Source organism: Pantoea sp. C1E2, from assembly GCF_056491465.1.
On sequence record NZ_JBSZHT010000004.1, the window covers coordinates 600,693 to 625,417 of the forward strand.

General features: G+C 52.6%; 17 protein-coding genes. 13 read left to right on the top strand and 4 right to left on the bottom strand.

The features are described from left to right. Positions 1-17 precede the first annotated feature (17 nt). Positions 18-1,394, bottom strand: a complete 1,377-nt coding sequence (locus tag ACXI0A_RS24390) for an aldehyde dehydrogenase family protein (protein ID WP_476146505.1) — start codon at positions 1,392-1,394, stop codon at positions 18-20. Positions 1,395-1,874: 480 nt separating this feature from the next. Between ACXI0A_RS24390 and ACXI0A_RS24395 the strand changes: the two genes are divergently transcribed. The 3 genes from ACXI0A_RS24395 to ACXI0A_RS24405 all read left to right on the top strand — a co-directional run bounded on the left by ACXI0A_RS24395 (position 1,875) and on the right by ACXI0A_RS24405 (position 7,259). Beyond that, positions 1,875-2,804 carry a RepB family plasmid replication initiator protein gene (locus ACXI0A_RS24395; protein ID WP_100700356.1) on the top strand — a complete coding sequence of 310 codons (930 nt, stop codon included), beginning with the start codon at positions 1,875-1,877 and terminating at the stop codon, positions 2,802-2,804. A 2,276-nt stretch (positions 2,805-5,080) separates the two neighbouring features. Further along, positions 5,081-6,280 (top strand): AAA family ATPase, encoded by a 1,200-nt coding sequence (locus tag ACXI0A_RS24400; protein WP_224932792.1) that lies wholly within the window; start codon positions 5,081-5,083, stop codon positions 6,278-6,280. Positions 6,281-6,287: 7 nt separating this feature from the next. After that, the gene (locus ACXI0A_RS24405) at positions 6,288-7,259 is read left to right on the top strand and encodes a ParB family protein (protein ID WP_224932793.1); all 972 of its coding nucleotides are present in this window, start codon (positions 6,288-6,290) and stop codon (positions 7,257-7,259) included. Positions 7,260-7,706: 447 nt separating this feature from the next. Here the strand turns inward: ACXI0A_RS24405 and ACXI0A_RS24410 are convergent, their stop codons facing one another. Further along, positions 7,707-9,638, bottom strand: coding sequence for an aliphatic sulfonate ABC transporter substrate-binding protein (locus ACXI0A_RS24410; RefSeq protein ID WP_476147142.1), 1,932 nt, complete (start codon positions 9,636-9,638; stop codon positions 7,707-7,709). A gap of 276 nt (positions 9,639-9,914) precedes the next feature. Between ACXI0A_RS24410 and ssuD the strand changes: the two genes are divergently transcribed. The 8 genes from ssuD (at position 9,915) to ACXI0A_RS24450 (ending at position 19,389) form a co-directional block, all read left to right on the top strand. Further along, positions 9,915-11,087, top strand: coding sequence for an FMNH2-dependent alkanesulfonate monooxygenase (ssuD, locus tag ACXI0A_RS24415; protein WP_476146502.1), 1,173 nt, complete (start codon positions 9,915-9,917; stop codon positions 11,085-11,087). A 14-nt stretch (positions 11,088-11,101) separates the two neighbouring features. Next, entirely contained in the window at positions 11,102-12,508 is a 1,407-nt protein-coding gene (locus tag ACXI0A_RS24420; RefSeq protein ID WP_476146500.1) for an FAD/NAD(P)-binding protein, read from the top strand. Positions 12,509-12,583: 75 nt separating this feature from the next. Next, on the top strand, positions 12,584-13,978 hold the full coding sequence (locus ACXI0A_RS24425; protein WP_476146498.1) for an NtaA/DmoA family FMN-dependent monooxygenase: 1,395 nt from the start codon (positions 12,584-12,586) through the stop codon (positions 13,976-13,978). After that, a complete protein-coding gene (locus ACXI0A_RS24430) occupies positions 13,975-14,994 on the top strand; it encodes an ATP-binding cassette domain-containing protein (RefSeq protein ID WP_476146496.1) in 1,020 nt (339 codons plus the stop codon). The genes ACXI0A_RS24425 and ACXI0A_RS24430 overlap by 4 nt, the downstream gene beginning before the upstream one ends. Beyond that, positions 14,991-15,689 carry an ABC transporter permease subunit gene (locus ACXI0A_RS24435; protein WP_476146494.1) on the top strand — a complete coding sequence of 233 codons (699 nt, stop codon included), beginning with the start codon at positions 14,991-14,993 and terminating at the stop codon, positions 15,687-15,689. The genes ACXI0A_RS24430 and ACXI0A_RS24435 overlap by 4 nt, the downstream gene beginning before the upstream one ends. Beyond that, a complete protein-coding gene (locus ACXI0A_RS24440; RefSeq protein ID WP_476146492.1) occupies positions 15,686-16,561 on the top strand; it encodes a MetQ/NlpA family ABC transporter substrate-binding protein in 876 nt (291 codons plus the stop codon). Before ACXI0A_RS24435 ends, ACXI0A_RS24440 begins: the two co-directional genes overlap by 4 nt. Before the next feature lie 177 nt (positions 16,562-16,738). Continuing rightward, the gene (locus ACXI0A_RS24445; protein ID WP_476146491.1) at positions 16,739-18,178 is read left to right on the top strand and encodes an MFS transporter; all 1,440 of its coding nucleotides are present in this window, start codon (positions 16,739-16,741) and stop codon (positions 18,176-18,178) included. Beyond that, positions 18,175-19,389 (top strand): acyl-CoA dehydrogenase family protein, encoded by a 1,215-nt coding sequence (locus ACXI0A_RS24450; protein ID WP_476146489.1) that lies wholly within the window; start codon positions 18,175-18,177, stop codon positions 19,387-19,389. The genes ACXI0A_RS24445 and ACXI0A_RS24450 overlap by 4 nt, the downstream gene beginning before the upstream one ends. Before the next feature lie 38 nt (positions 19,390-19,427). Here ACXI0A_RS24450 and ACXI0A_RS24455 read toward each other — a convergent pair whose 3' ends face one another. Next, on the bottom strand, positions 19,428-20,282 hold the full coding sequence (locus ACXI0A_RS24455; RefSeq protein WP_224932803.1) for a LysR family transcriptional regulator: 855 nt from the start codon (positions 20,280-20,282) through the stop codon (positions 19,428-19,430). Positions 20,283-20,390: 108 nt separating this feature from the next. Between ACXI0A_RS24455 and ACXI0A_RS24460 the strand changes: the two genes are divergently transcribed. Further along, entirely contained in the window at positions 20,391-21,350 is a 960-nt protein-coding gene (locus tag ACXI0A_RS24460; RefSeq protein WP_476146486.1) for a zinc-binding dehydrogenase, read from the top strand. Positions 21,351-21,393: 43 nt separating this feature from the next. Here the strand turns inward: ACXI0A_RS24460 and ACXI0A_RS24465 are convergent, their stop codons facing one another. Beyond that, a complete protein-coding gene (locus ACXI0A_RS24465) occupies positions 21,394-22,341 on the bottom strand; it encodes an aliphatic sulfonate ABC transporter substrate-binding protein (RefSeq protein WP_476146484.1) in 948 nt (315 codons plus the stop codon). A gap of 252 nt (positions 22,342-22,593) precedes the next feature. Here ACXI0A_RS24465 and ACXI0A_RS24470 point away from each other — a divergent pair, with 252 nt between their 5' ends. Then, positions 22,594-24,648: an FUSC family protein gene (locus ACXI0A_RS24470; RefSeq protein WP_476146483.1), complete on the top strand. Its 2,055-nt coding sequence runs from the start codon at positions 22,594-22,596 to the stop codon at positions 24,646-24,648. The last annotated feature ends 77 nt before the right edge of the window (positions 24,649-24,725 follow it).

Consider the following 24,725-nt stretch of genomic DNA (forward strand, 5'->3'; position numbering starts at 1 on the left):
TGCACGCCCTTAGAGTCTTAACGACGGTTCTTCCAGACGGTCTGGATATTACAGAATTCGTGGACACCAAAGCTGGAAAGTTCACGACCGTAGCCGCTCTTCTTCACGCCGCCAATCGCCACACGGGGATCAGAAGCACCGTTGCCATTGATAAACACGGCGCCGGTTTCCAGTTTCTCTGCCAGCTCATTCGCCATCGCTTCGTTACCGCTCCACACGGTGGCACTCAAACCAAATTCGCTGTCGTTTGCCAGCTCTAAGGCATGCTGCGCATCACGTGCCACGGTAATCGCCGCCACAGGGCCGAAGATCTCCTGCTGGAAAGCGATCATGTCGGGTGTCACGTCAGCAAGGATGGTTGGAGCATAGTAGTTACTGACGCCATCGATCTTATGACCACCGATAACCAGGCGCGCACCCTGTTTAATTGTCTGCTGCACCTGTTGATCCAGCTCATCACGCAGATCATAACGCGCCATCGGTCCGATATAAGTTTCTTCATTCAGCGGATCGCCAATTTTCAGTGCCTGCACAGCCGCGCTAAAACGCGCCTCAAACGCTTCTGCGACACTTTCTTCAATGATGAACCGTTTGGCTGCCATGCACACCTGTCCGGTGTTCTGGTAGCGTCCTGTGACCGCTGAAGCCACTGCTGCATCGAGATCCGCATCGGCAAAGACGATAAAAGGATCTGCACCACCCAGTTCCAGCACGGTTTTTTTCAACACGGCGCCGGCTTGCGCCGCAATCGCTCCACCTGCTCGCACACTTCCTGTCACTGCAACAGCAGCAATACGAGGATCCTTGATTGCTGCTGAAACACCGTCGTTATCCACGTTAATCACGGTGAAGCCACCTTTTGGCAGATCGGTCGCATCAAATAGTTCCGTCATGAGATGCGCTGAACCCATCACACTTGGGGCGTGCTTCAGCACATAGGTATTCCCTGCCAGCAGCATACTGACTGCGCCGCGCAGCACCTGCCAGTAAGGGAAGTTCCACGGCATCACGGCGAGGATCACACCTAACGGGCGGAACGACTGCCAGGCTTGCTGATTTTCCACCAGCGTGGGTTTGTCTGCCAACATGGCCGGACCCTGTTCTGCATACCAGTCACAAAGGTTCGCGCATTTCAGGACTTCAGCACGAGCCTGTGCAATGGGTTTCCCCATCTCCAATGTCGCCATTGTGGCGAGTTGATCCTGACGCTGACGGATCTGTTCTGCTAACTGACGCAATACGATGACCCGCTGAGCCATACTGGTGGCGCGCCATTGTGTGAAAGCATCAGCGCTGGTCTGCAACGCAGCTTCAAGCTCAGCTGCATTCTGAAGTGGATAGGTTGCGATGATTTCGCCAGTGGTAGGATTACGTGAAATAACGTTGTCAGTCATAAGATGCCTTCGTCATGAGTTGTAGGGTGTGAATATGGCTTTCACCTTACGCTCAGAGAAGATTGATGAAAAATGAATAATAGTGAGGAAGTTGTTCTCTTCTGATGAAAGCTTAGGATGCTATTCGCAAAGAATTAATGTTTTAACGCTATTGATGGGATCAATCTTACTGACTTACATATTCCGACAGTTTTTGATGGCAGATGCTGATTCTTCATAGGGTTATGCAGTTATACAGTGAATAGATCTTAAAGAAAGATCATAGAGAGATCTTAAAGAGATCCTAAGAGATCCCCGATCGCTGTAAGCCGCACCCCACAAGGCCTGAGAAGGTGATCGCGTTCACTATAATCAGAAAAACGTTCACTACAATCAGCATAATATTCACTATAGACTGTAGAATGTTCACTATAAACAGTGTTAATGTTCACTGTAATCAGAAATCGATCCTTTTCATCCACAGAATGAAGATCTCAGGCTATGGCAGATAAAGAGAGTGAAAACAAAGCGTTACTAGAACCTTTTCTGTCGGTGACAAAAAATAGTGGTGAGGTTATTCAGCTTCATCCCAATAAAAATAACACCGTACAACCGGTCGCCTTGATGCGCCTGGGTCTGTTTGTTCCGACACTAAAGTCTACTGCGCGTGGGAAATCGGGCGCGATGGCTTCAACGGACGCCACAAAAGAGCTCAAGAACCTTTCATTGGTTAAATCTGAAGGCTATGAAAAGATTACCATTACTGGCGCAAGGCTGGATATGGATAATGATTTCAAAACCTGGGCTGGCATTATTCAGTCTTTCTCGCGTTATCCCTCAAAGGGCGACACGGTGACGCTGCCGTTTATTGATTTCGTGAAAATGTGCGGGATCCCTTCGGCAAACTCATCAGCGGCTTTACGTAAGCGTTTGGATGCCTCTTTACGACGCATCGCAACCAACACGTTGTCCTTTGAAGGTAATGGCAAAGCGTATCATACGCACCTTGTGCAGTCGGCGTATTACGATCGCGAAAAGGATCTGGTGCGTATCCAGGCTGATCCTAAGCTGTTTGAGCTGTATAACTTTGACCACAAAGTCTTACTTCAGCTGCGAGCCATCTCTCGCCTCAAACGTAAGGAATCGGCGCAGGCGCTGTATACCTACCTTGAAAGCTTGCCAACCAATCCCGCGCCTATATCGCTAGCGCGTCTGCGTATGCGCTTAAACTTAGGGTCTAAGACCACCACACAAAACCACGTGGTCCGACGCGCGATGGAGCAGCTCAAAGAGATTGGCTACCTCGACTATTCTGAAGTGAAGCGTGGACGTTCTGTGTTCTTTATTATTCACAGCAGGACGCCGAAGCTTGATGGTATCAGCAATCTTGAGAGCATTGATTCCCTCGATGACATCGAGTTTGAAGACTGATTTTTCGCGTTCACTGTAATCAGCACCCTTCCTGAGTGAGTGTCACTTTACCGCCAAAAGTGACACTCACCTCTTTCACACTGTTCACTGTAATCAGCATACCTTCACACATTCACTGTAATCAGTAACGTTCACTGTAAACAGTATCCTGCGACTCGCTAATCTCACTTTCACTTATAACGCTCTTATAATCGACGATTCATTGGGCTATTAATTGATAGTGAGTACTTACCAGGTGGGTATTTATCTCGGGCATCTCTCACTATTGGTATCGATTGCTGATTACAGTGAACATTGGGAATGCGGGAAGCTTATGCTGATTACAGTGAATGTTGGTTGTGAAGGGGCAACTGATTACAGTGAATGAATTAGGTTAACTTTATGAATTTTATCGTTAATATTATGGAATGTGTCATTCATTCACTGTAATCAGTTTAATGGCTGTACAAGTAAACAGTAAAAGTGACAGGGTTGGTCACCTTCACTGATTACAGTGAATTTTCGCCCTCATTGCAGATTGCAGTGAACGTTATGCCACTGAGATTGATGATGGATTCAAGGAGGCGAACCAGGGCGTCACGCTGTCACTGATTACAGTGAATGCTCAACTGCCCTCCCCTCTTCCGATGCACATCTCTCCCTGACCGCTATGGCCGCCGAGGATCATTCTACTGATTACAGTGAACGTTAATGGTCTGTCTGCCGATGAGCTGTTACTGAATACAGTGAATGTTTTGGCTGTGGATTCGGTGTTATCAGGAAGACGGTCATAAGTGGTTTGCTGATTACAGTGAACGTTTGAGTTCACAGGCAGACATTGTTTTTCGCGTTGAGCCTGTAATTGAGGCGGCTAAAATACTCATCTCTCATCTCTCATCTCTCATCTCTCATCTCTCATCTCGAAACTCAAAGCTCGAAGCTCGAAGCTCGAAGCTCAAAGCTCAAAGCTCAAAGCTCAAAGCTCAAAGCTCAAAGCTCAAAGCTCAAAGCTCAAAGCTCAAACCGAGCATACTTCCCGAGGCGTTCCCCCCCACTCATTCCTCATCGAACATGGCTCTTCAACCCTCACCCATTGAGCATGATTGGCCTTTCAACTGTCTTCACAACTCTTCCACTGAGCATCATTAACCCTCCAGGACTCGCCAGTCATTGCATCAGCTATCTTCTATTCACCATGAGTCACCACTAACCACTAACCACTTATCAGCTTTAACTCATGAGTAAGTAGCCATGAGTCCTCAATGATTTTCATCCTCTCTCACCCATGAACACGTAACCATCACTCGGGAGTCATTAACCGCAACTGACCACTCAACATGGGTTACTGATTACAGTGAATGTTGATCGCCATTCCAGACCGTTTTTTCATTCCTGACTCCTGACTCCTGACTCCTGACTCCTGACTCCTGACTCCTGACTCCTGACTCCTGACTCCTGACTCCTGACTCCTGACTCCTGACTCCTGACTCCTGACTCCTGACTCCTGACTCCTGACTCATTCACTGATTACAGTGAACGTTCTGTCTATTACCCGCCCCCTCTCACCGATAATGGTGATTCCATTCAGAACGAAATTACTAACTATAGTGAACGCTGCGCTTAGCGAACGATTTGGCTTACTGATTACAGTGAACGTTTGAATGCGACTTAGACAAACTGCTGATTACAGTGAATGCTTGTGAGTCATACGAGGTGTCGTTTACTGATTACAGTGAACACTTGGTAAGAAGCGAGGTTACCCAAGCGCAGTCTACTGATTACAGTGAATGCTCATATTGGAACTCAGCCGTCGCGGACCAAACTGAATCGCCCACTACTGATTCCGCCATGGACTACCCAGGGCATTCAAAGCGCAGCGTAATAAACAAGTCATGCTGATTACAGTGAACGTTACGCCGATGCTTGCTGATTACAGTGAATCTTATGCCGATTGCAGTGAACGTTTGCTGATTACAGTGAATGTTTAGCTGACTGCAGTGAACGCAGAACGTGATTTCAGTCGCAATACCCTGCCCTTTTATCTCGTGCAACAGACACTCCAAATACTGATTACAGTGAATGTTGGAGCAAATCGGCGAATGCGGCTTTGGTCACACTTTCACCTTTTATTATGTTCTGGTTAAAACAGCATCGCTGATTACAGTGAACGTTTGCACTAACATCCTCTTACTCAAGGTCTTTTCATAAACCTAAGAGTTTCGTATTAGATGAGATAGATTTGCCTCATGTGCAGGATTTCGGTATAAAGTCATAAATCCTACATGTGTGGAGCAAGTATGGCTAACGATGAGAAGCAAGTTCTGAAAGTCGCACAACGTTCAGAAAAGATGCTGATGAGCCTGACGGAACAGATTCAGGCGCAGAAAGAAGAGTTGAAAGAAAACACTTTTTATCAGGTTTACGCTAAAGCGGCGTTAGCCAAACTCCCTAAATTGACGCGTGCGAGCGTTGATTACGCCGTGAATGAAATGGAAGAGAACGGCTATCCATTTGATAAACGTGCTGCGGGCAGCTCGACTAAGTATGCGATGTCGATTCAGAACATCATTGATATCTATCATCACCGTGGTGTTCCAAAGTATCGCGATCGTCATGGAGATGCGTTCACGCTTTTTGTGGGTAATCTCAAAGGCGGCGTATCAAAAACCGTATCGACGGTCTCACTGGCCCATGCGTTACGTGCGCATCCGCATCTGCTGTTTGAAGATCTGCGTGTTTTAGTCATCGACCTCGACCCACAATCCTCTGCCACCATGTTCCTTAATCATGAGCGTTCGGTTGGACTGGTCGAAGCCACAGCGGCTCAAGCAATGCTGCAAAACGTCGGTCGCGAAGAACTGCTGAACGAATTCATCGTGCCATCAATTATTCCCGGCGTAGACGTTCTGCCAGCTTCGATTGATGACGCCTTCATTGCTTCACGCTGGGAAGAACTGTGTGCTGAGCATCTGCCTACGCAGAATGTGCATGCGGTTCTGTATGACAACGTCGTAGCAAAATTGAAGAAAGATTATGACTTCATCTTCATCGACAGTGGCCCACATCTGGACGCCTTCCTGAAGAATGCTATCGCAGCGTCTGATTTACTGATGACGCCGGTTCCTCCCGCTCAAGTCGATTTCCACTCAACGTTGAAGTATCTGACGCGCCTGCCGGAACTGATTGGCATCATTGAGGAATCGGGCGCATCCTGCCGCTTGCAAGGCAACATCGGGTTTATGTCGAAGCTATCGAATAAAGCGGATCATAAGCTCTGTCACAGCCTGGCGAAAGAGATCTTTGGCGGCGACATGCTGGATGCTGCATTACCGCGTCTGGACGGCTTTGAACGTTGCGGAGAGTCATTTGATACGGTGATCTCTGCGAATCCATCGACATATGTGGGCAGCACCGAAGCCTTGAAGAATGCGCGTTCGGCAGCGGAAGATTTCGCTAAAGCCGTATTTGATCGCATTGAATTTATTCGCCTGAACTGAGGTTACTATGAGCGCAAAACGAATCACGATTGGCCGTACCTTCAGCCAGACACCTTTGCAGACAGAGGATGCTTCCGACGGACATTCTCAAACCTTCATCCTCTCGACCGGTAAGCGTGCCCTGTTCACGCTTGAGCACATTACGGCGAAGGAAATCGAAGAAAAAACCTATGTCGTCATGGAAACCAATGGCCGCGATCAGTCAGGCCTGACGCCAGAATCGCTGCGCGACATCATTCGCACTATCAAATTACAGCAGTTCTTCCCTGCTATTGGTGTGAAACAGGGCGACCGTATCGAAATCCTGGATGGCTCCCGACGTCGCGCGGCGGCTCTCCACTGCAAAACTGGGCTGGATGTGCTGGTCACCGAGGTTGCCATCACAGCCGATGAAGCTCGTCGTCTGGCACAGGACATCCAAACCGCGCGCGAACATAATCTGCGTGAAGTAGGAATGCGTTTACTGTCATTGAAGGACAGTGGCCTGTCACAGAAAGAAATTGCACAGAGCGAAGGTCTTTCGCAGGCGAAAGTGACGCGTGCATTACAGGCAGCGAGCGTGCCACTGGAGCTGGTGACTTTGTTCCCCAATCATTCCGAGTTAACTTACCCGGACTACAAAACGCTGCTGCAGGCTTATGAGAAGCTGCAGGAGATTGGTCAGTCGGTTGAAGCGTTAATTGACACTATCGGCATGGATGTAGATACAGTCTGCGCTCGAGATGGTTTGGCTGAAGATGAAGTGAAAAATGGTATTTTGCGTCTGGTACGCAATGGCAGCCAGACGCTAATCCAGTCGCCAGCTAAGGATAAAGCTGTCGCCACACCTCTCTGGTCGTTTGCAGATAAAGATCGCTATGCCCGCAAGAAAACGCGAGGTCGCATGTTCAGCTACGAATTTAATCGTCAGTCTAAAGAGCTTCAGGATGAGTTAGATAGAGTGATAAATGAGACACTCAACAAATATCTCAATCAATAGCGAAATGCCGCCTTCGGGCGGTTTTTTTTGCCTGAATTTCAGCTTTTCGCCACTGCTATTTCATCGCTAACTGTATGAAAAATATCTAACCTACGTGGAAATTTCAGGCTGAAATCGCCAATTATTTCATCGTGTCCCTTTGCTAAAATCTCTTGCGACTTAGTTTTGTGAATCAGTGATGGAGGCAAATTGACCAGCTGGATAGGAAATCGACAAAGGTTATTTAAAGGAGGATTTTAAACTGCGGATGTTCTGAAATTCGCTAAGTTCGCCAACGCAATTTCACGATTAATTTGTTGAATTTAAAGTGTTTTATGATTTAATTTCAGGCTGAAATCGCCAGTATTTCAGCGAATTTCAGCTCTTCATCAACGAAACTAACCCGGTTTAGCCAGATGATATTCAGTGATTTATCCACAGAAAAGGTGGATAACTTTACTGGCGAAGTCAGGCCGTTAGCGACAAGGCATTGAAAGATTGCCAGACAGCGTCCCGAACGCGAACAGGTTTGTTTATCAGACCCAAGGCATAAAACCGATCGGCGATAATCTGCTGCTCTTTGATCACCTCAAACGCCATTGAACGCGTTTTATGACTGCGTCGGGTCAATGCCCTCTCGACAGCCAATATATCAAGACCTAATTCCTGCGCGAGCAGACCAGCCGCTTCATGGCGATGACTATCAATAAAAATGCCAGTCTGCTGCAAGCTATCTACCAGCTGCTGGACCACGTCATGATGTTTTTCTACATAATTGCGACGTGCCAGATAGAATTGGTGGTTGCGGACACGTCCCTCACCATTGGCAAGTACGCGCAATTCAGAATTGCTCTCTGCCGCACTGAGCAAAGGGTCCCACATCATCCAGGCATCAACAGCGAGATTATCACTCGCGGTCAGCGGATATTTTGGCGGCGCATACACCACTTTCAGTTCATCAAGGGCGATACCCGCTTCTTCCAACACTTGCAGCAGTAACCAGTGAACATTAGAACCTTTATTGACCGAAATGCGTTTACCGCGTAAATCGGCAATGCTACGAATATCGCTATCGACCGGCACAACAATCCCCACGCTGCTTGGTGCTGGCGGTTCCCAGGCGATGTAAGTCACGGCATTGCCATTCGCTTGGGCAAAAATAGGCGGGACTTCGCCGGTGGTACCAAAATCAATCTCATTATTCTGCAATGCATAAAGCAGTTGAGGCCCGGCAGGAAATTCGCTCCACAACACGCTGACGCCCTGCTGTGCAAAGCACTGCTCAAGACTTTGCCGTGCTTTTAACACGCCAAGATTACCGAATTTCTGATACCCAATACGTAACTCTCGTTCCTGATTAGGCTCAAGAGAAGAGGCAGTTGCAATGTGACTCGCCGTCTTACGCCGTCCTTTTATCATTCCCTGATGAGCAAGATGAGTACGCAGCGTGTGGCGGCTGATGCCAAGTAACGTCGCGGCCTGCGTCTGATTTTGATCGGTGAATTCCAGCGCGTTATTAATCAGACTGGCAATTACGCGATCAAACAGCTGATTGGGCTTGGTGGAGAGTTGTTGACGCACGAAGCTATCAAGCGTTGATTCCTCCGCACTGCTGAAACCCTGTTCACTGTGTCCCGCCAGTCGCAGCTGGGTTGGCGTCAGCGTCTCTTCCCGGCTGAGGAGCACTGCATTATGTAGCGTATTTTCCAGCTCACGAATATTACCCGGCCAGCTGTACTCAAGCAGGGCTTCCAAAGCATCTGGAGATAAGCGGCGTGCCGGTCGACCTAAGCGACGTGCATAGAGTGAAAGGAAATGCTGCGCCAGTAGCGGGATATCATCACGACGCTGACGCAATGGCGGCAGCGGCACCACCGCAATGTTGAGACGATAGTAAAGGTCTTCCCTGAATCGTCGTTCGCGGATCGCCTGTGCCAAATCTACGTGGGTGGCAGCGATGACACGCACATCCACTTGGATTGGCTTGCGCGAACCCACACGTGTAATCTCGCGTTCCTGCAATACGCGCAGCAATTTAACCTGTAATGAGAGACTCAATTCCCCAATCTCATCCAGCAGCAGCGTGCCGCCCTGCGCGGATTCAAACCAACCGGGATGCGCCTGTGTCGCGCCGGTAAATGCCCCTTTCTCATGACCAAAGAGTTCGGCCTCAGCAAGACTTTCCGTCAAAGCGCCGCAGTTAACGGCGAGGAAGGGGCCCTGACGGCGTTGGCTATGATGATGCAGGTAACGCGCGACCACCTCTTTTCCCGTCCCGGTTTCGCCTACAATCAGCACAGTGGCATCCGTGGGAGCGAATTTATCGAGGAGTGATTGAAAAGCAAGAGAAGCCGGGTCGACTAAACGCGGTGAGTCGGCGTAATTGCTATAGTTGGTCAGCATAGTTTGATTTCCGCTAAGGAGAATCAGCACACGCTAAACTTTGCTGTTCACTGTTAACAGCAGGAAAAAAGCATAAGCAGTTGCATATGCAGCAATAGCTGTAGGCGGTAAGTTGCCGATGCAACTACCCGAATACGGCTTAACTCCTTAACCTGCTGAAATACCGCAATAATCACCAGAGCCAAAACTGGCACGCTTTTCGCTAATAGCCATATAACTAAATAAGCAGTCCGAAATGACCATTTTTAAATAAAGTTATATAGGAAAAGCATAATGGCCGAATCCGCAAACAAGAATATTAATGTCTTCTGGTTTCTCCCGACGCACGGTGATGGACGCTATCTGGGCACCACGGAAGGTGGGCGCCCGGTTGATTTGGCTTACTTACAGCAGGTGGCATTAGCTGCCGACAATCTCGGTTTCTACGGCGTGCTGATTCCCACGGGTAAAAGCTGCGAGGATTCGTGGCTGGTCGCGTCTGCACTGGCACCCATCACCAAGCGCCTGCGCTATCTGGTCGCCGTTCGCCCTGGACTTCAACCACCCACACTGGCTGCGCGCATGGCCACAACCCTGGATCGCCTCTCTGAAGGACGTTTGCTGATTAACGTGGTGACCGGCGGTGACCCGGTTGAGAATAAAGGCGATGGCATCTTTCTCAATCACAGTGAGCGCTATGAAGTCACCAAAGAGTTTCTTGATGTCTACAGCCGTTTAATGCGCGGAGAGAAGGTTGACTATGAAGGGCAGCATATTCACGTTGAAGGCGCTGAGGTGTTGTTCCCGCCCGTTCAGGAAAATGGCCCACCGCTCTACTTTGGCGGTTCGTCTGAGGCAGCGATCGATGTCGCCGCTGAGCAAATCGATACCTATCTGACCTGGGGTGAGCCCCCTGAGCAGGTCGCAGAGAAGCTGGCGGTGGTCCAGGAACGTGCAGCTGCGCGCGGACGCAAACTGGAATACGGCATCCGCCTGCATGTCATCGTGCGTGAAACGGAACAGGAAGCGAAAGCGGCGGCGGAGAAACTGATTGGTCATCTGGATGAAGACACCATCGCGCAGGCGCAGAAGATCTTTGCGCGTATGGATTCAGCAGGCCAGGCGCGTATGAGCGCGCTGCACAAAGGTTCCCGCGATAATCTCTATATCTCGCCAAACTTATGGGCAGGCGTCGGTCTGGTGCGCGGTGGAGCAGGAACGGCATTAGTGGGCAGTCCTGAGCAGGTCGCAGAACGTATTCGTGAATATCAGGCATTAGGTGTGACCAACTTCATCCTGTCGGGATATCCACATCTGGAAGAAGCGCATCGTGTGGCAGAATTGCTGCTGCCGCTGTTACCGCTGGCGAATGGTCAGCAGCAGCGTTCGCGCACTATCAACACCGGGCCATTCGGTGAAACCATTGGTGGTGATAAGCGCCCTTCAAAGCAGGTGAGCGCCAGCTGATGCAGGAGAAGACGATGGCACGACCACATATCATCATCACGGGTGGCGGGTTCAGCGGAACGGCGCTGGCGATTCATCTCGCACGCCAATCGTCCTCTCCATTACTGATTACAGTGGTCGAACCGCGTGAGCAACTGGGCGGTGGGGTGGCCTACTCCACGCAGGAACCAGCGCATCGCATCAATGTACCGGCTTCGCGCATGCAACTCAGCGGTGATGAGCAGGGCGCCTTTGACCGCTGGTATCGTCAGCAGCCGGAGTGTTCACTGGATTCAGCAGCCCATTGCGAAGACGGCTCAGTTTATCCGCAGCGCGGTATGTTTGGTCGCTATCTGGCAGAGCAGTTTGCCCTCGCGGCAGAACGGCATCCGCAGATTGAGCTACGACACGTCCAGGCCAGCGCCATAGCGTGGGAAGGGCAGCAGCTATTGCTCAGCAATGGCGAGACGCTACAAGGCAATGTGCTGGCGTTAGCGATCAGTCACCCGCCGCCATCATTGCCTCATTCGCTGCAACCCTTTGCCCATCACCCAGCGCTCATTGCCAATCCATGGCAAGCCGGCGTGCTGGATGTGATAGATCCTGACGCCGCTGTAGCTATTATCGGAACCGGCCTGAGCATGGCGGATGTGGTTGCCTCATTAGGCACCCGCCACCATCGAGGCCCATTAACCGCCTTCTCGCGCCGTGGGCAGCTCTCACGCGCTAATCTGCAGGGTGAGTGGCCTGAATGGACGTTAGCGCCTCAGAACGTCCCTGACGTGCGTCTGTGGCTGCATCACATCAGGGATGAGGTTGCCCGTGCGGCACGGCAGCAATTACCCTGGCAGCGCGTGCTGGACGATGTACGCGCACAGGGCCAAACCATCTGGCAATCGTTGCCGTTGCGCGAGCAGCAGCGCTTTGTGCGTCATCTGCGTTCGTGGTGGGATGTACATCGTTATCGCATCGCGCCGCAGGTGTCTGCAGAAATCACCAGACGAGAACAGCAGGGTAGTTTGCAGGTGCTGGCAGCCAGACTGGACGCCATCACTGCACAGGGCCATCAGCTGGCAATCACTCTGCGCACCCGGCAGGGTGAAACGGAAACGCGCCTGCTTGATCATCTGATCGTCACCACGGGACCGGGGCATGATGCGCTGACTCAAAGTCAGCCGTTGTTGCGTTCGCTGAGCGAACAAGGCCTGATTCGTGGTGACCAGCTTGGTTTTGGCCTCGATGTGGACGCGCAGTCACACGCACTTAATCAGCAAGGCCTGCCCAATGCTCGCCTGTTAGTGGTGGGCCCCGCTGCACGCGCACGTTTCGGTGAGTTGATGGGGTTACCACAGGTAGCCGATCACGCTGCTGCCGTTGCTCAGCAAATTCTCAAGGAACTTAATATCGCTCAAGACGAGCGATGTCCCCCTTACGCTTCTTAATCTCTCAAACATCCTAAAAACACACTAACGAACGCCGGGTCGTCGCACGATCACGGCCTCGCTATGGAGATTGCTATGCCATCGCAACGTGAAATTCGCCTGAATGCTTTTGATATGAACTGTGTCGGACACCAGTCACCGGGTTTGTGGGCGCATCCGCGCGACCGTTCCTGGCAATACAAAGATCTGGAGTACTGGGTCGATTTAGCGCGCCTGCTGGAGCGTGGCAAATTTGACGGCTTGTTTATCGCCGATGTGCTGGGTATTTACGATGTGCTTGACGGGAACGGTGATGCCGCGATTCGGCAGGCGACGCAGGTGCCGGTCAACGACCCGCTGGCGTTAATCACCCCAATGGCGCTGGTGACGGAGCATCTGGGTTTTGGCCTCACCGCATCGCTGTCGTTTGAACATCCTTATCCCTTCGCGCGCCGTTTATCGACGCTCGACCACCTCACCAAAGGGCGCATCGGCTGGAATATTGTGACTTCGTATCTCGAGAGCGGGGCGCGCAATATTGGCCATCAGGCGCAGAGCGATCACGACAGCCGCTACGACTACGCTGATGAATATTTGCAGGTGGTGTACAAGCTTTTAGAAGGCAGTTGGGAACAGGATGCTGTATTACGCGATCGTGAACGGCGTATCTTCAGCGATCCCCGCAAAATTCACCCCATCAATCATCAGGGCACCTTCTTTAACGTACCGGGCATTCACCTGTGTGAGCCGTCACCGCAGCGCACGCCGGTGTTGTATCAGGCGGGTGCATCGAGCCGAGGCAAACAGTTTGCCGCTGAGCACGCGGAATGCGTGTTTGTTGCCGCGCCGTCGAAAGTGCTGCTGAAGAAAACCGTAGCGGATATTCGTCGCCGAGCAGAAGAAGCAGGGCGCGATCCACGCAGCATCCTGATCTTCAATCTGCAAACGGTAATTGTCGGGGAGACCGATGCCGCCGCGCAGGCGAAGTGGAAAGAATACCAAAGCTATGTCAGCTACGAGGGTGCGCTGGCGCTGGTATCTGGCTGGACGGGTATCGACTTCGGTCAATATCAGCCAGATCAGGTGCTGAAGTACCTGCACACCAACGCCATCCAATCAGCCGTCGAAACCTTCTCCACCGCCGATCCCGATCGTCAGTGGACGGTGAAAGCGCTGGCGGATTGGGTGGGTATTGGTGGTTTTGGCCCGTTGATTGTCGGCAGTGCAGAAACCGTGGCCGACGAACTGCAAAGCTGGGTGGAAGACACTGACGTTGATGGGTTCAACCTCGCTTACGCATTAACGCATGAAACCTTTGAAGACGTGGTTGAACTGCTGATCCCTGAACTGCAAAAGCGCGGCGTTTACAAAAAGGAGTATGCGGAAGGGACGCTGCGCGAGAAGTTGTTTAACGCCGGGCCACAGTTGACCGCACCGCATCCAGGCGTGGGCTATCGGGTGAAAAGCGCGGCGCAGCAGGAGGTCATATGATCGAAATTGACCAACTGAGCAAACATTACCGCACCGCTGACGGGCGCGTCACCGAGGTGCTGAAAGCCATCAATTTGCAGGTACCGCAGGCCAATATCACCGCCGTTGTTGGGCCCAGCGGCGCGGGAAAATCCACGCTGGCGAAGTGCATCAGTTTGCTGGAGCAGCCTGATGCGGGCAGCATTCGCGTCAATGGCAGCGATCTTTCGCGGTTGAATGGCGAAGCACTGCGTCGCGCGCGCCGTTCGATTGGTACCGTTTTTCAATCCTCAGCCTTACTGCAGCGAAAAAGCGCCTGGGAAAATATCGCGCTGCCTTTGCGTTATCTCGGTGTGGTCGAGCGGGATATTTCTGCGCGTGTCGGTGAGCTGCTGGAGAGTGTTGGACTGAGCCATAAAGCCAAAGCCTATCCCGACCAGCTTTCGGGGGGACAGCGTCAACGTATTGGCATCGCGCGTGCGCTGGCGTTGCGCCCTACCGTGCTGTTAGCCGACGAAGCGACTTCTGGCCTCGATCCTGAAGCCACGGTGGCTGTGCTGGATTTGCTAAAGAAACTGCGTGACGACTACAAGCTGGCGATTGTACTGATCACCCACGAGATGGATGCCGTGCGTCAGGCGGCGGATGCGGTTGCCGAAATTCGCGATGGGCAGATTGTGCAGTATGGCGTGGTGAAGCATTTACTGGCGCAGCCCGATTCGTCACTGGGGCAACGTTTGTTTCCCCTGGTGGCGCAACCTGGCGTGGCGGAATTGATTCTGCAACTGAGTTATCGCACAGATGTACCTGTCATCAGCGACTGGATCTCGCGTCTGAGCGTGCAATTCAATCTGCGCATCGATCTGCTCGGAGCGCACGTTGAGCTGGTCAACGGTATCCAGGCGGGTCGCTTGCAGGTGGGAATTCACTTCCAGCAAGAGCGTGTGCCACTGGCGCGATTGCTGGCGCAACTTGAACAGTTTGGACTGGTTGCCAGCGTCTCGGGCAGCGTACATCAGCTGCGGGAGGCGGTATGAGCGTTTCCGTGATAAGTCAGGACACGCCGTGGCTGGAGATTCCGGCATTGATGTTACCTGCGATAGGTGAGACCGCGCTGATGGTAGGCATCGTGATGCTGTTCGTGGTGAGCTTCGGCGGTATCGTTGGCGTGGTGTTGTTTAACACCTCAACACGAGGACTGTTTCCTCATCGCGGCGTGCACCGGGTGCTGAGTTGGATTGTGAATATGGGGCGCTCGTTGCCGTTTCTGGTGTTGATGGCCGCAATCATCCCGTTCACCTTCTGGCTGACCGGCACCACCATCGGCATTCCTGCGGCGGTAGTCCCGATGATTGCAGCGGGGATACCATTCTTTGGCCGTCTGGTGGATAACGCGCTGCGAGAGCTGCCAGGTGAAGTGACCGCGGTGGGTTTGGTGTGCGGTGGTTCGCGCTGGCAGATCATCCGTTCGGCGCAGCTCAGTGAAGCCTTACCCGCTGTTGTTGCCGCCATCACCCTCAACCTGATTTCCATGATCGAGTACTCCGCCATCGCAGGCACCATCGGCGCGGGCGGTATCGGCTATTTAGCCGTGGTTTACGGCTACCAGCGCTTCGACAACCACATCATGATCGCCACCATCGTGGTGCTGATCGCTTTGATACAAACCATTCAATTTATCGGCGACCGTTTAGTCGCGGTTCTACGCCATCCTCAGGGGATATCACGATGACAACACAAGAATTTGAGTTACGTAAAACGCGGCGCTGGCCATGGTTCCTGCTGATTATAGTGGTCATTGCGTTGGCCGCTGCCGCCTGGTTTTGGCGCAGTCAGCAGCCACAAGCGGTCGTCTTTGGCACCACGCTGCAGGTTCACTTTGAACCGGCGATGGCGGGAGAACAGAAATTGATTGAGTATGTGGGTGAACACATCGCGCCCGATTATGGCCTGAAACTGGAAGCGGTGGGCGTACAGGATCCGGTGCAGGCGGATCGCGCCGTGGCACAAGGGCAATATGCGGCAACCGTCTATCAGCATCAGTGGTGGTTAAAGCAGGTGGTGGATGCCAACGGTTTCCAGCTCACCTCCGCCTTACCGCTGTTCCAGTGGGCATTTGGCGTCTACTCCGATCGCTATAAATCCATTGCCGACCTGCCGCAGGGGGCCACCATTGTGGTGCCGGATGACGGCGCGAACCAGGGACAAGCCTTGTGGCTGCTGGCGCGTCAGGGGTTGATCACGCTCGATCCTAACGTTGAACCGCGTACCGCCAAATTAAAAAACATTGTCGGTAATCCGCATGGCTTCGTCTTTAAAGAACTCGATTTGCTGACCATGCCACGTGCGTTGAATTCGGTGGATGCGGCGATTGGTTATGTTTCGCAATTTGATGCCGGAAAAGTCACGCGTGATAAGGGCATTCTGTTCCCTCCGGCACCGCGTACTTTTGCCTCACAATTGGTGATTGGTACGCCCTATCTGGAGCAGGAGAACATTGTGAAATTAAAGCAGGCGTTTTCCGATCCTCGCGTCCAGCAGTGGCTGAAAACGACGGATGATCCGTTAGTTAAAGGCGTATTAGTGCCGGTCTCTGCAGACTAACTTCCTACTGTTTACCCCTCACCCGGTCTCGCGATGCGCGTCCGGGTTTTTGTGTTTAAAAAATATATTATATTATTGATTTATAACAATTAAATATCACTATTTGTTGCTTTGGACCTGAAGGCTAAGCGCTTATAACAACCTCACCTGCACAACTAAAAAACAACGTGAGGCGTTATGAGTTCCGTTTCTTTAGAAAACACCTTACCGGCGTCAGAACCGGTACGTTCGGTCAGTGATGTGGCAAGGCTGATCAACACTCGCAGTGACAAAAACAATTATGCGCGCATGATTGTGTTCCTCGCGCTCGGCGGCGTCTTCCTCGATGCCTACGATCTCACCACGCTCTCCTACGGGATCGACGATGTGGTACGCGAGTTCCAGCTTTCCCCACTCATCACCGGACTGGTGACCTCGTCAATTATGGTCGGCACCATCGTCGGTAACCTGGTAGGTGGCTGGTTGACTGACAAATATGGCCGCTACTCGGTGTTTATGGCCGATATGCTGTTCTTCGTGGTCTCCGCCATCGCAGCAGGATTAGCCCCTAATGTCTGGGTGCTGATTGGCGCACGTTTCCTGATGGGGATTGGCGTGGGGATCGATTTGCCGGTGGCGATGTCCTATCTGGCAGAGTTCTCGAAATTTGCTGGCAAAGGCAATAAAGCCGCGCGTCTCGCCGCCTGGTGCCCGATGTGGTACGCCGCCTCAACGGTGTGCTTCCTGCTGATCTTCGCTCTCTACTTCCTGTTACCGAAGGATCATCTCGATTGGTTGTGGCGCGCATCGCTGCTGTTCGGTGCCGTTCCCGCGTTGTTGATCATCGCGGTACGCAGCAAGTTCATGAACGAATCACCGTTGTGGGCAGCCAATCAGGGCGATCTTAAATCTGCGGTGCGCATTCTGCGTGACTCTTACGGCATCCATGCTCATGAGGCAGAACCGGAAGCGCCACCCGCGGAAGCGGCACCCAAAGTGAGTTTCCGCGTGCTGTTCCAGAAACCCTGGCGTGAGCGCACCATCGTGGCCGGCGTGATGAACATCTGTATCTCATTTGAATACACCGCGATCGCCTTCTTCCTGCCTTCGATCCTTGCGCAGTTCCTCGGCGCGGGCGTATTTGAAACTATCTCTGCGTCGCTCGGCCTGAATGCGCTGTTTGCTTTCACCGGCGGTCTGCTGGGTATGCGTCTGGCCTGGAAATATCCATCACGCCATGTGGCGATTGCCGGATTTGCACTGCAGTTCTTCGCGCTGATTGCGCTGGCACTGATTGGGCACCCAGAAGCCATTGCGGGGATTGTGTTTGCGGTGCTGATGCTCGGCTTGTGGCTGTTTGCCGAAGGCTTTGGTCCGGGCGCGCAGCTGATGGTCTATCCGGCGCTCTCCTATCCGACTTCCATCCGCGCAACTGGTGTGGGCTTCAGCCGTGCGCTGTCAGGCATTGGTAGCGCGCTGGCGCTGTTTATTCTGCCGATTCTGCAAGCGGCGCTGGGCACCAATATGTTCTGGGTGGTGTCGCTTGCCGCCATCATCCCGATCTTCTTCCTGCTCGCGGTGCGTCATGAACCAACGCGCCACGACATCGACGATCTTTCTCATCAGGAGCAACCATGAGCTTACTTTCAACAGGAACCAACTACTCGAAACTGGCAGCGCATTTCCGTCCATTGTTCGACCGTATCGCTAAAGGTGCAGTGGAACGCGAACGCCACCGCACATTGCCGCATGAGGCGATAACATGGTTAAAAGAAGCGGGCTTCGGCACCGTGCGCATTCCAAAAGAGCAGGGCGGCTGGGGGGCATCGCTGCCGCAGCTGTTCCAGTTGCTCACTGAACTGGCTGAAGCGGATTCAAATCTGCCTCAAGCGCTACGCGCGCACTTTGCATTTGTCGAAGACCGCCTGAACCAGCCCGCAAGCGCAGAGCGCGATCGCTGGTTCCGCCGCTTTAGCGATGGCGAGCTGGTGGGCAGCGGCTGGACAGAAATTGGCACGGTGAAGCTCGGTGATGTGATTACCCGCGTCACGCCAGCCGCAAATGGCTGGACGCTCAGCGGCGAGAAGTTTTACAGCACCGGAACACTGTTCGCAGACTGGATTGATGTGTATGCCCGCCGCAACGACAACCAGGGCGATGTCATCGCTCTGGTAAGCACTCACCAACCGGGTGTAACGCGTGATGACGATTGGGATGGTTTCGGCCAACGCTTGACCGGCAGCGGCACCACGCGCTTTGACCATGCCCACGTCGAACTGGAACACGTATTCGATTTCGCTACGCGCTTCCGCTATCAAACCGCGTTCTATCAGCATGTGCTGCTGGCGACATTGGCGGGGATTGGGCGTGCCGTGGCCCGCGATGGCGCAAAGGCAGTGGCCGCACGTAACCGAATCTACAGCCACAGCAATGGCGCAACTTCACGCGAGGATGTGCAGGTACTCCAGGTGATCGGCGAAATCACCAGTCTGGCGTTTGCGGTGGAAGCGACAGTGATCCGCGCCGCACATTCACTGCAATCAGCGTATGAAGCTCATTTAAGTAACGACGAAGCGCAACTTTTGGCAGTGAATGCGCTGGCCGAAGCTGAAGCGGGTCAGGCACAGGTGATCGCCAGTGAACTGGTGCCGCGTGCCGCAACCGAATTGTTTAATGCGCTGGGCGCATCGGATACGCGCATAAGTAAAGCGCTGGATCGCCACTGGCGTAATGCGCGTACGGTGTCGTCACACAATCCTGTGATTTATAAAGCGCGCGATATTGGTAACTGGAAGGTCAACGGCACGCCGCCGACCGGGATTTGGCAGATTGGGCGCGGGGAAGGCTGATATTTTGCAGAAGTGGGCTGCAGTTCAGCCGCCCACTTTCAATACAAGGTATTCAAACTTTCCCGAATCACTTTCAGAGCGGTGGTCACATTGACACTCGGGCGTCGTGTGACAAACAGCCCATAAGCCACTTTCACCGGGCCATGGTCGAAATGGACCAAACGCATGGTGTCAGGGCGGATAAGCTCAGCCGGCAGCATCGCAACACCAAGCCCGCCCTCTACGGCGGGTATAATCGCGCCAAGATTCGAACTGGTTACCGCAATTCTAAACTCCTTGCCTGCCTCAACCAGCGCATCAAACATTAATCGTCGCCATGAACAAGGTTCAGCACACACAATGGCATCCACTGTCTGCGTGCTATCCCAGGGGTAATCGATACCGCAGACCCAGTGCAGATCAATTTCCCATCGGGTCAACGGGTCTTCGCTAAAGCCAGCGGTGAGGCCCATCACCATATCAAACGCATTCTCCTGCCAGCGTTTGGCCAGAATATGATCGCTCTCGATCGAAAGCTCAATATGCAAGTCTGGACATAAGCGTCTTAGCCGTCCGAGAGCGAACGGCAACAGACTGGACGCCACATCTTCGGACATGCCGATGCGAATTGTTCCGACAGGTGTGCTTTCACTCAGTTGCGCTACCGCCATCTCACCCAACGCGAGAATTCGCACCGCAAAACTGAGCAGCACTTCTCCCTCTTTGGTTGGCACCACGCCTCGCCCGGTTCGGCGCAGCAAACGTTGGCCCGTATGTTCTTCCAGCCGGCGGATTTGTGCACTGAGAGCGGATTGCGCGCGTCCTGCTTGCTCGGCAGCGCGTGTCAGGCTGCGGTGATGACAGACTGCAACGAAAGTACGAAGTAGTGCGGGTTCAAAATTGTCCGATATCATGATGGGATTATGTCTGATACATGTGAATGCAGCCTACCAACATATCATCGGCTTCGCTACGCTTTAAGGACCAATCATTATTCGTATTCAGAAATGTGGAGAGCAGAGATGAAAGCAGTAACTTACCCCCAACCCGGTGGTCCAGAAGTTTTACAGCTGGTGGATGTCGCTGAACCTTCGATTACGCAGGATGAGCTGCTGGTGGCGGTAGAAGCCATTAGTGTTGAGGGTGGCGATATCATTTCGCGCAACAGTCAGCACTTACAAGCGGGTGAGTCTTTAGGCTATGCGGCGGCGGGAACCATTGTTGATATCGGTTCAAACGTGACGGGATTCAGGATTGGTCAGAAAGTGGCAACCTTCAACTGGCGAGGAGCCTATGCGGAACGCCGCGCTGTCGCCGCATATAACTGCTTTCCTGTTCCAGAAGGCCTGGATCTGCGCATTGCTGCTGCCATTCCGGTGGGGCCAGGCACCGCGGCATGGGCGTTTCATTTAGGTAAACTGCAGCCTGGCCAAACCGTACTGATTCTCGGCGCGGCGGGTGGTGTGGGCATGGCAGCGGTCCAACTGGCCTCCCGAATGGGTGTCCGGGTAATTGGAACCGGTACGCGTCCAGAATCACTGGAGAAGTTACGTGAGTTTGGCCTCAATGACGCCATTGTGGTGGGTGACAAACAGGCTGGCGAGCAGGTGCGGGAATTACTGGGCGGCAATAAAGTGGATTTGCTGATCGATACCATCGGCGGTGCAGCATTGTCCGATGGCATTGAAGTGTTAAAAGACGGCGGGACGGCGATTTTGATCGGTATCCTCGCCGGACGTAATCAGATGGTTGATGCGGAATATCTGCTGCTGCACCGTATCACGCTGATCGGGTGTCTACTGGGCCCGGAATGGGGTGAGAAAGCCATTGCCCGTGAGTTAGTTAACGAGCTGATGTCCATGGCAGCGAAAGGGGAGTTGACCATTCCCATCGATAGCACTTATCCGCTGGAGCAAGTGGTAGCTGCTCATCAACGAGCAGAAACCCGTGGGCGTTTGGGTAGAGTGTTTATTACGGTTTAGCAGTAAGCGGCCGTTGGGCCGCTCACTACCTAATGGGTACCGATCACTTCTTATCCAGCGACCAGGTCGCACTGCGCACATCCACTTTCACCGGCAGCAATCCAACGCGGGTAAAGGTATCGGCTAACGCCTGCTGTTCATCAAACACCTGTGGCGTCATGCGCGTGGCACCATACGGCAGGCGTTTCAACGTCGTCTGCCAAATCGCCTTATCTAATCCGGTCGATTTGGACAGAATCGCGGCAGCCTCATCCTGATTGGCGTTCGCCCAGTCACTCAATTTGCTCAATTCATCCACCACCTGTTTCGCGGTGTCAGGATGGCCTTCAGCAAACGGACGGCTGGCGAGATAAAAGGTGTAATGCGGCACCAAACCTTCCGCATTGCGGATTTCACGGGCATCGGCATTCGCTTCTACTTCGGCAAGGAACGGATCCCAAATCACCCACGCATCAATCGCCCCTTTCTGGAAGGCGGCGCGCGCATCAGCCGGCGGCAGGTAAACCGGCTTCACGTCCTTATAATTCAGACCGGCATCTTCCAGCGCTTTCACCAACAGATAATTAACGTCCGATCCTTTATTCAGTCCAACGCGCTTACCTTTCAAATCCGCCACGCTTTTAATCGGCGAATCTTTTGGTACTACAATCGCTTCAGTTTTGGGGTTAGCAGGGGAGTGACCGAGATAGATCAAATCCGCTTTGGCAGCCTGCGCGAAAGCGGGTGGGGCATCGCCGGTCGCGGCTAAATCGATGCTGCCTACGTTCAAGCCTTCCAGCATTTGCGGCCCGGCCGGGAATTCCACCCAACGGATGTTGATCCCTTCCTTCTTGAAGGTTTCATCCAGCGTGCCGCGATATTTCAACAGCGCAAAAATATTGGCTTTTTGATAGCCAATGGTCACGGTTTCTGGGTTAGCAGCAAAAGCGTGCGCAGAAAACAGGCCAAAGCTCAGCGCCAACGCGCTCAGAACAGGAATTTTTGTATGCATGATGAGTCTCTCGTGGATTTTTTCTCACCATAGCAAAGCGCTTATATAACCAATAAATAACTAATTTCGATCGCTTATAACCTAATTTTTTGTGATCAAGATCATTCACTGTAATCAGTATGTCATCTCAATTTGCATAGATGCCCAGATAATTAGCACGGTAATAATTTGTATAACAAATCAAAATGTCATATCGATATGCTTCTGTCAGGATAGGCACTTACGTTGCCTGCTATGGGTTTCTTTCGCTCTATGAAGTGGTTTTCACAAAGCGCAGTGCTGTTTTCTGCCAAAACTTGTCTTGCCGCCTTTCTGGCTTTTTACATTGCTCTGGAACTCAATCTCGATAAACCGGCGTGGTCACTGACTACAGTGTACGTTGCCTCCCAACTCTATTCGGGTTCGACCGTATCGAAATCGGTGTTTCGCTTCTTTGGCACCGTGTTGGGCGGGTTGTTTACGCTGTTGATCTACCCGATCACCGTTGAGTCACCGATGCTGTTTAGTCTGTGTATCTCTTTATGGGTGGCGGTGTGTCTCTACCTGTCGCTGCATGACCGTACGCCGAAAAGCTATGTGTTTATGCTCGCCGGTTACAGTGCGGCAATCATGGGCTTTCCCGACGTCACGTCACCCTCAGCCATCACTTACACGGTGATTTCGCGTATTGAAGAGATCACGGTGGCGATCATCTGTAGCAGCCTGGTGCACCGATTAATCATGCCGGTGTCGATGCGCAGTTTGTTGGAGCAAAGCGTCAGCCAGTGGTATCAAAATGCGCGCAAGTTGTGTAGCGAGTTAGTTACCGCTATGCCGGCTGAAAAATCAGTGGAGCGTGAAGATATTTTGATTCAGATGGCTAACTATCCGCTCAGCGTTGAGACGCTTATTACGCACTGCGTCTATGAAGGCGATGCGGCCCGGCGTCTGGTGCGATTGGTTAGCGTGCAGTATCAACATCTTTCTTACCTGATTCCGACGTTAACGGCGATTGAGTCGCGGCTAAATTTACTGGCGCAGCAGGAAATCCGTTTTCCGGACTATGTTGCAGAGGCGTTCCAGCAGTTTTTGTTATGGCTGAACGGCGATGACCAGGTTCAGGTGCACGATGTCCTCAGCGTTACACAGGCGCAGTTGAAGCAGGCCTGGCAGGAAGGGCGACTCAACAGTGAAGAGAGTATCTTGCTGATTGGATTGCTGGAGCGTTTACTCAACTTCGTGCGCATCGCCAATGCTTATCACAGTGTCAGTGAGCGCGTCAGTGAGTGGACACCCACCGTTAAGCCGGGCAAAACCGTGCGTGCGCATAAGCACGTCGATAAAGGTTTATTGCTGCTCTCCTGCTTCACCGCGTTTTTTGCTACCTTCGCCACCTGCTTGTTCTGGATAGGCAGCGGCTGGAAGGATGGCTCGACTGCGCCGATGATGGCGGCGGTACTCTGCTCCTTCTTTGCCGGGTTGGATAGCCCCATCGCGCCAATGAAGTTGTTCCTCAAGGGCGTATTGATCTCGATGGCGATCAGTTTGCTTTACGTCACGGTGCTGATACCGCAGGCGGTGACTTTCGAAGCGATGATCATCTGCCTCGCACCCGGATTATTTGCGCTGGGCCTGGTGATCGCTAACCCGGCGACCAATCTGATTGGCCTGATCGTCGCCACGCAGATACCGGGGTTGATTGGCATGAGTCACCATTTCAAACCAGATCTTCTGCTTATAGTGAACGCCATGCTTTCGACGCTGGTGGGCATTGTCATCGCTCTGGTGCTGACGTTGCTGATCCGCAACAAACGTCCATCGTGGACGGCGAAACGCGCGGTGCGCAAAGGGATCCGCGATCTGCTGCAGTTTATCGCGACACTACGGCTCAACACGGTGACGATGACGGCGCGTCAGCAATTTGTGGCGCGCACGCTGGATAAGGTCAACATCATCCTGCCACGCAAACGCGTCGATCCGTCACCCGATCTGGTTTCCGGCGGCAATTTGATTGCCGAGGCCTGGCTTGGCGCCAACTGTTACGACTATTACACGCGGCACAAAGCGCTGCTGACTGCGAATGGCATTGAGAGCGCAGCCATGTTTCATGAGCTGAGCGTATTCCTGAAGCAAAGACTCAAATCCCTGCAGACTCAACCACATCCTGCATTGCTGCAGGAGCTAAATCGGCTGTTATTAAGGCTAGAGGCGCGAACGCAGCAGGAGCAGGCATTGTTTGCACCGATGTTCCACTTGTTCAATATCCGCTTATCGCTGTTTCCCTCAGCGCGCTGGCCGGAAAACGCGACACTGGAGTCTGGCCTGTAAGTGTGCAGTGAAGCGGGTATTCGCGTTGGGTGCATGCGCTGCAAGGCCAAATCCCGTACAGTGCTGAACAGGCTTGA

What these genes read in the sequence shown, in the direction of transcription:
- ACXI0A_RS24390 (WP_476146505.1), bottom strand. Translation starts at nt 1,394, where the DNA reads ATGACTGACAACGTTATTTCACGTAATCCTACCACTGGCGAAATCATC.
- ACXI0A_RS24395 (WP_100700356.1), top strand. Translation starts at nt 1,875, where the DNA reads ATGGCAGATAAAGAGAGTGAAAACAAAGCGTTACTAGAACCTTTTCTG.
- ACXI0A_RS24400 (WP_224932792.1), top strand. Translation starts at nt 5,081, where the DNA reads ATGGCTAACGATGAGAAGCAAGTTCTGAAAGTCGCACAACGTTCAGAA.
- ACXI0A_RS24405 (WP_224932793.1), top strand. Translation starts at nt 6,288, where the DNA reads ATGAGCGCAAAACGAATCACGATTGGCCGTACCTTCAGCCAGACACCT.
- ssuD (WP_476146502.1), top strand. Translation starts at nt 9,915, where the DNA reads ATGGCCGAATCCGCAAACAAGAATATTAATGTCTTCTGGTTTCTCCCG.
- ACXI0A_RS24420 (WP_476146500.1), top strand. Translation starts at nt 11,102, where the DNA reads ATGGCACGACCACATATCATCATCACGGGTGGCGGGTTCAGCGGAACG.
- ACXI0A_RS24425 (WP_476146498.1), top strand. Translation starts at nt 12,584, where the DNA reads ATGCCATCGCAACGTGAAATTCGCCTGAATGCTTTTGATATGAACTGT.
- ACXI0A_RS24430 (WP_476146496.1), top strand. Translation starts at nt 13,975, where the DNA reads ATGATCGAAATTGACCAACTGAGCAAACATTACCGCACCGCTGACGGG.
- ACXI0A_RS24435 (WP_476146494.1), top strand. Translation starts at nt 14,991, where the DNA reads ATGAGCGTTTCCGTGATAAGTCAGGACACGCCGTGGCTGGAGATTCCG.
- ACXI0A_RS24440 (WP_476146492.1), top strand. Translation starts at nt 15,686, where the DNA reads ATGACAACACAAGAATTTGAGTTACGTAAAACGCGGCGCTGGCCATGG.
- ACXI0A_RS24445 (WP_476146491.1), top strand. Translation starts at nt 16,739, where the DNA reads ATGAGTTCCGTTTCTTTAGAAAACACCTTACCGGCGTCAGAACCGGTA.
- ACXI0A_RS24450 (WP_476146489.1), top strand. Translation starts at nt 18,175, where the DNA reads ATGAGCTTACTTTCAACAGGAACCAACTACTCGAAACTGGCAGCGCAT.
- ACXI0A_RS24455 (WP_224932803.1), bottom strand. Translation starts at nt 20,282, where the DNA reads ATGATATCGGACAATTTTGAACCCGCACTACTTCGTACTTTCGTTGCA.
- ACXI0A_RS24460 (WP_476146486.1), top strand. Translation starts at nt 20,391, where the DNA reads ATGAAAGCAGTAACTTACCCCCAACCCGGTGGTCCAGAAGTTTTACAG.
- ACXI0A_RS24465 (WP_476146484.1), bottom strand. Translation starts at nt 22,341, where the DNA reads ATGCATACAAAAATTCCTGTTCTGAGCGCGTTGGCGCTGAGCTTTGGC.
- ACXI0A_RS24470 (WP_476146483.1), top strand. Translation starts at nt 22,594, where the DNA reads ATGAAGTGGTTTTCACAAAGCGCAGTGCTGTTTTCTGCCAAAACTTGT.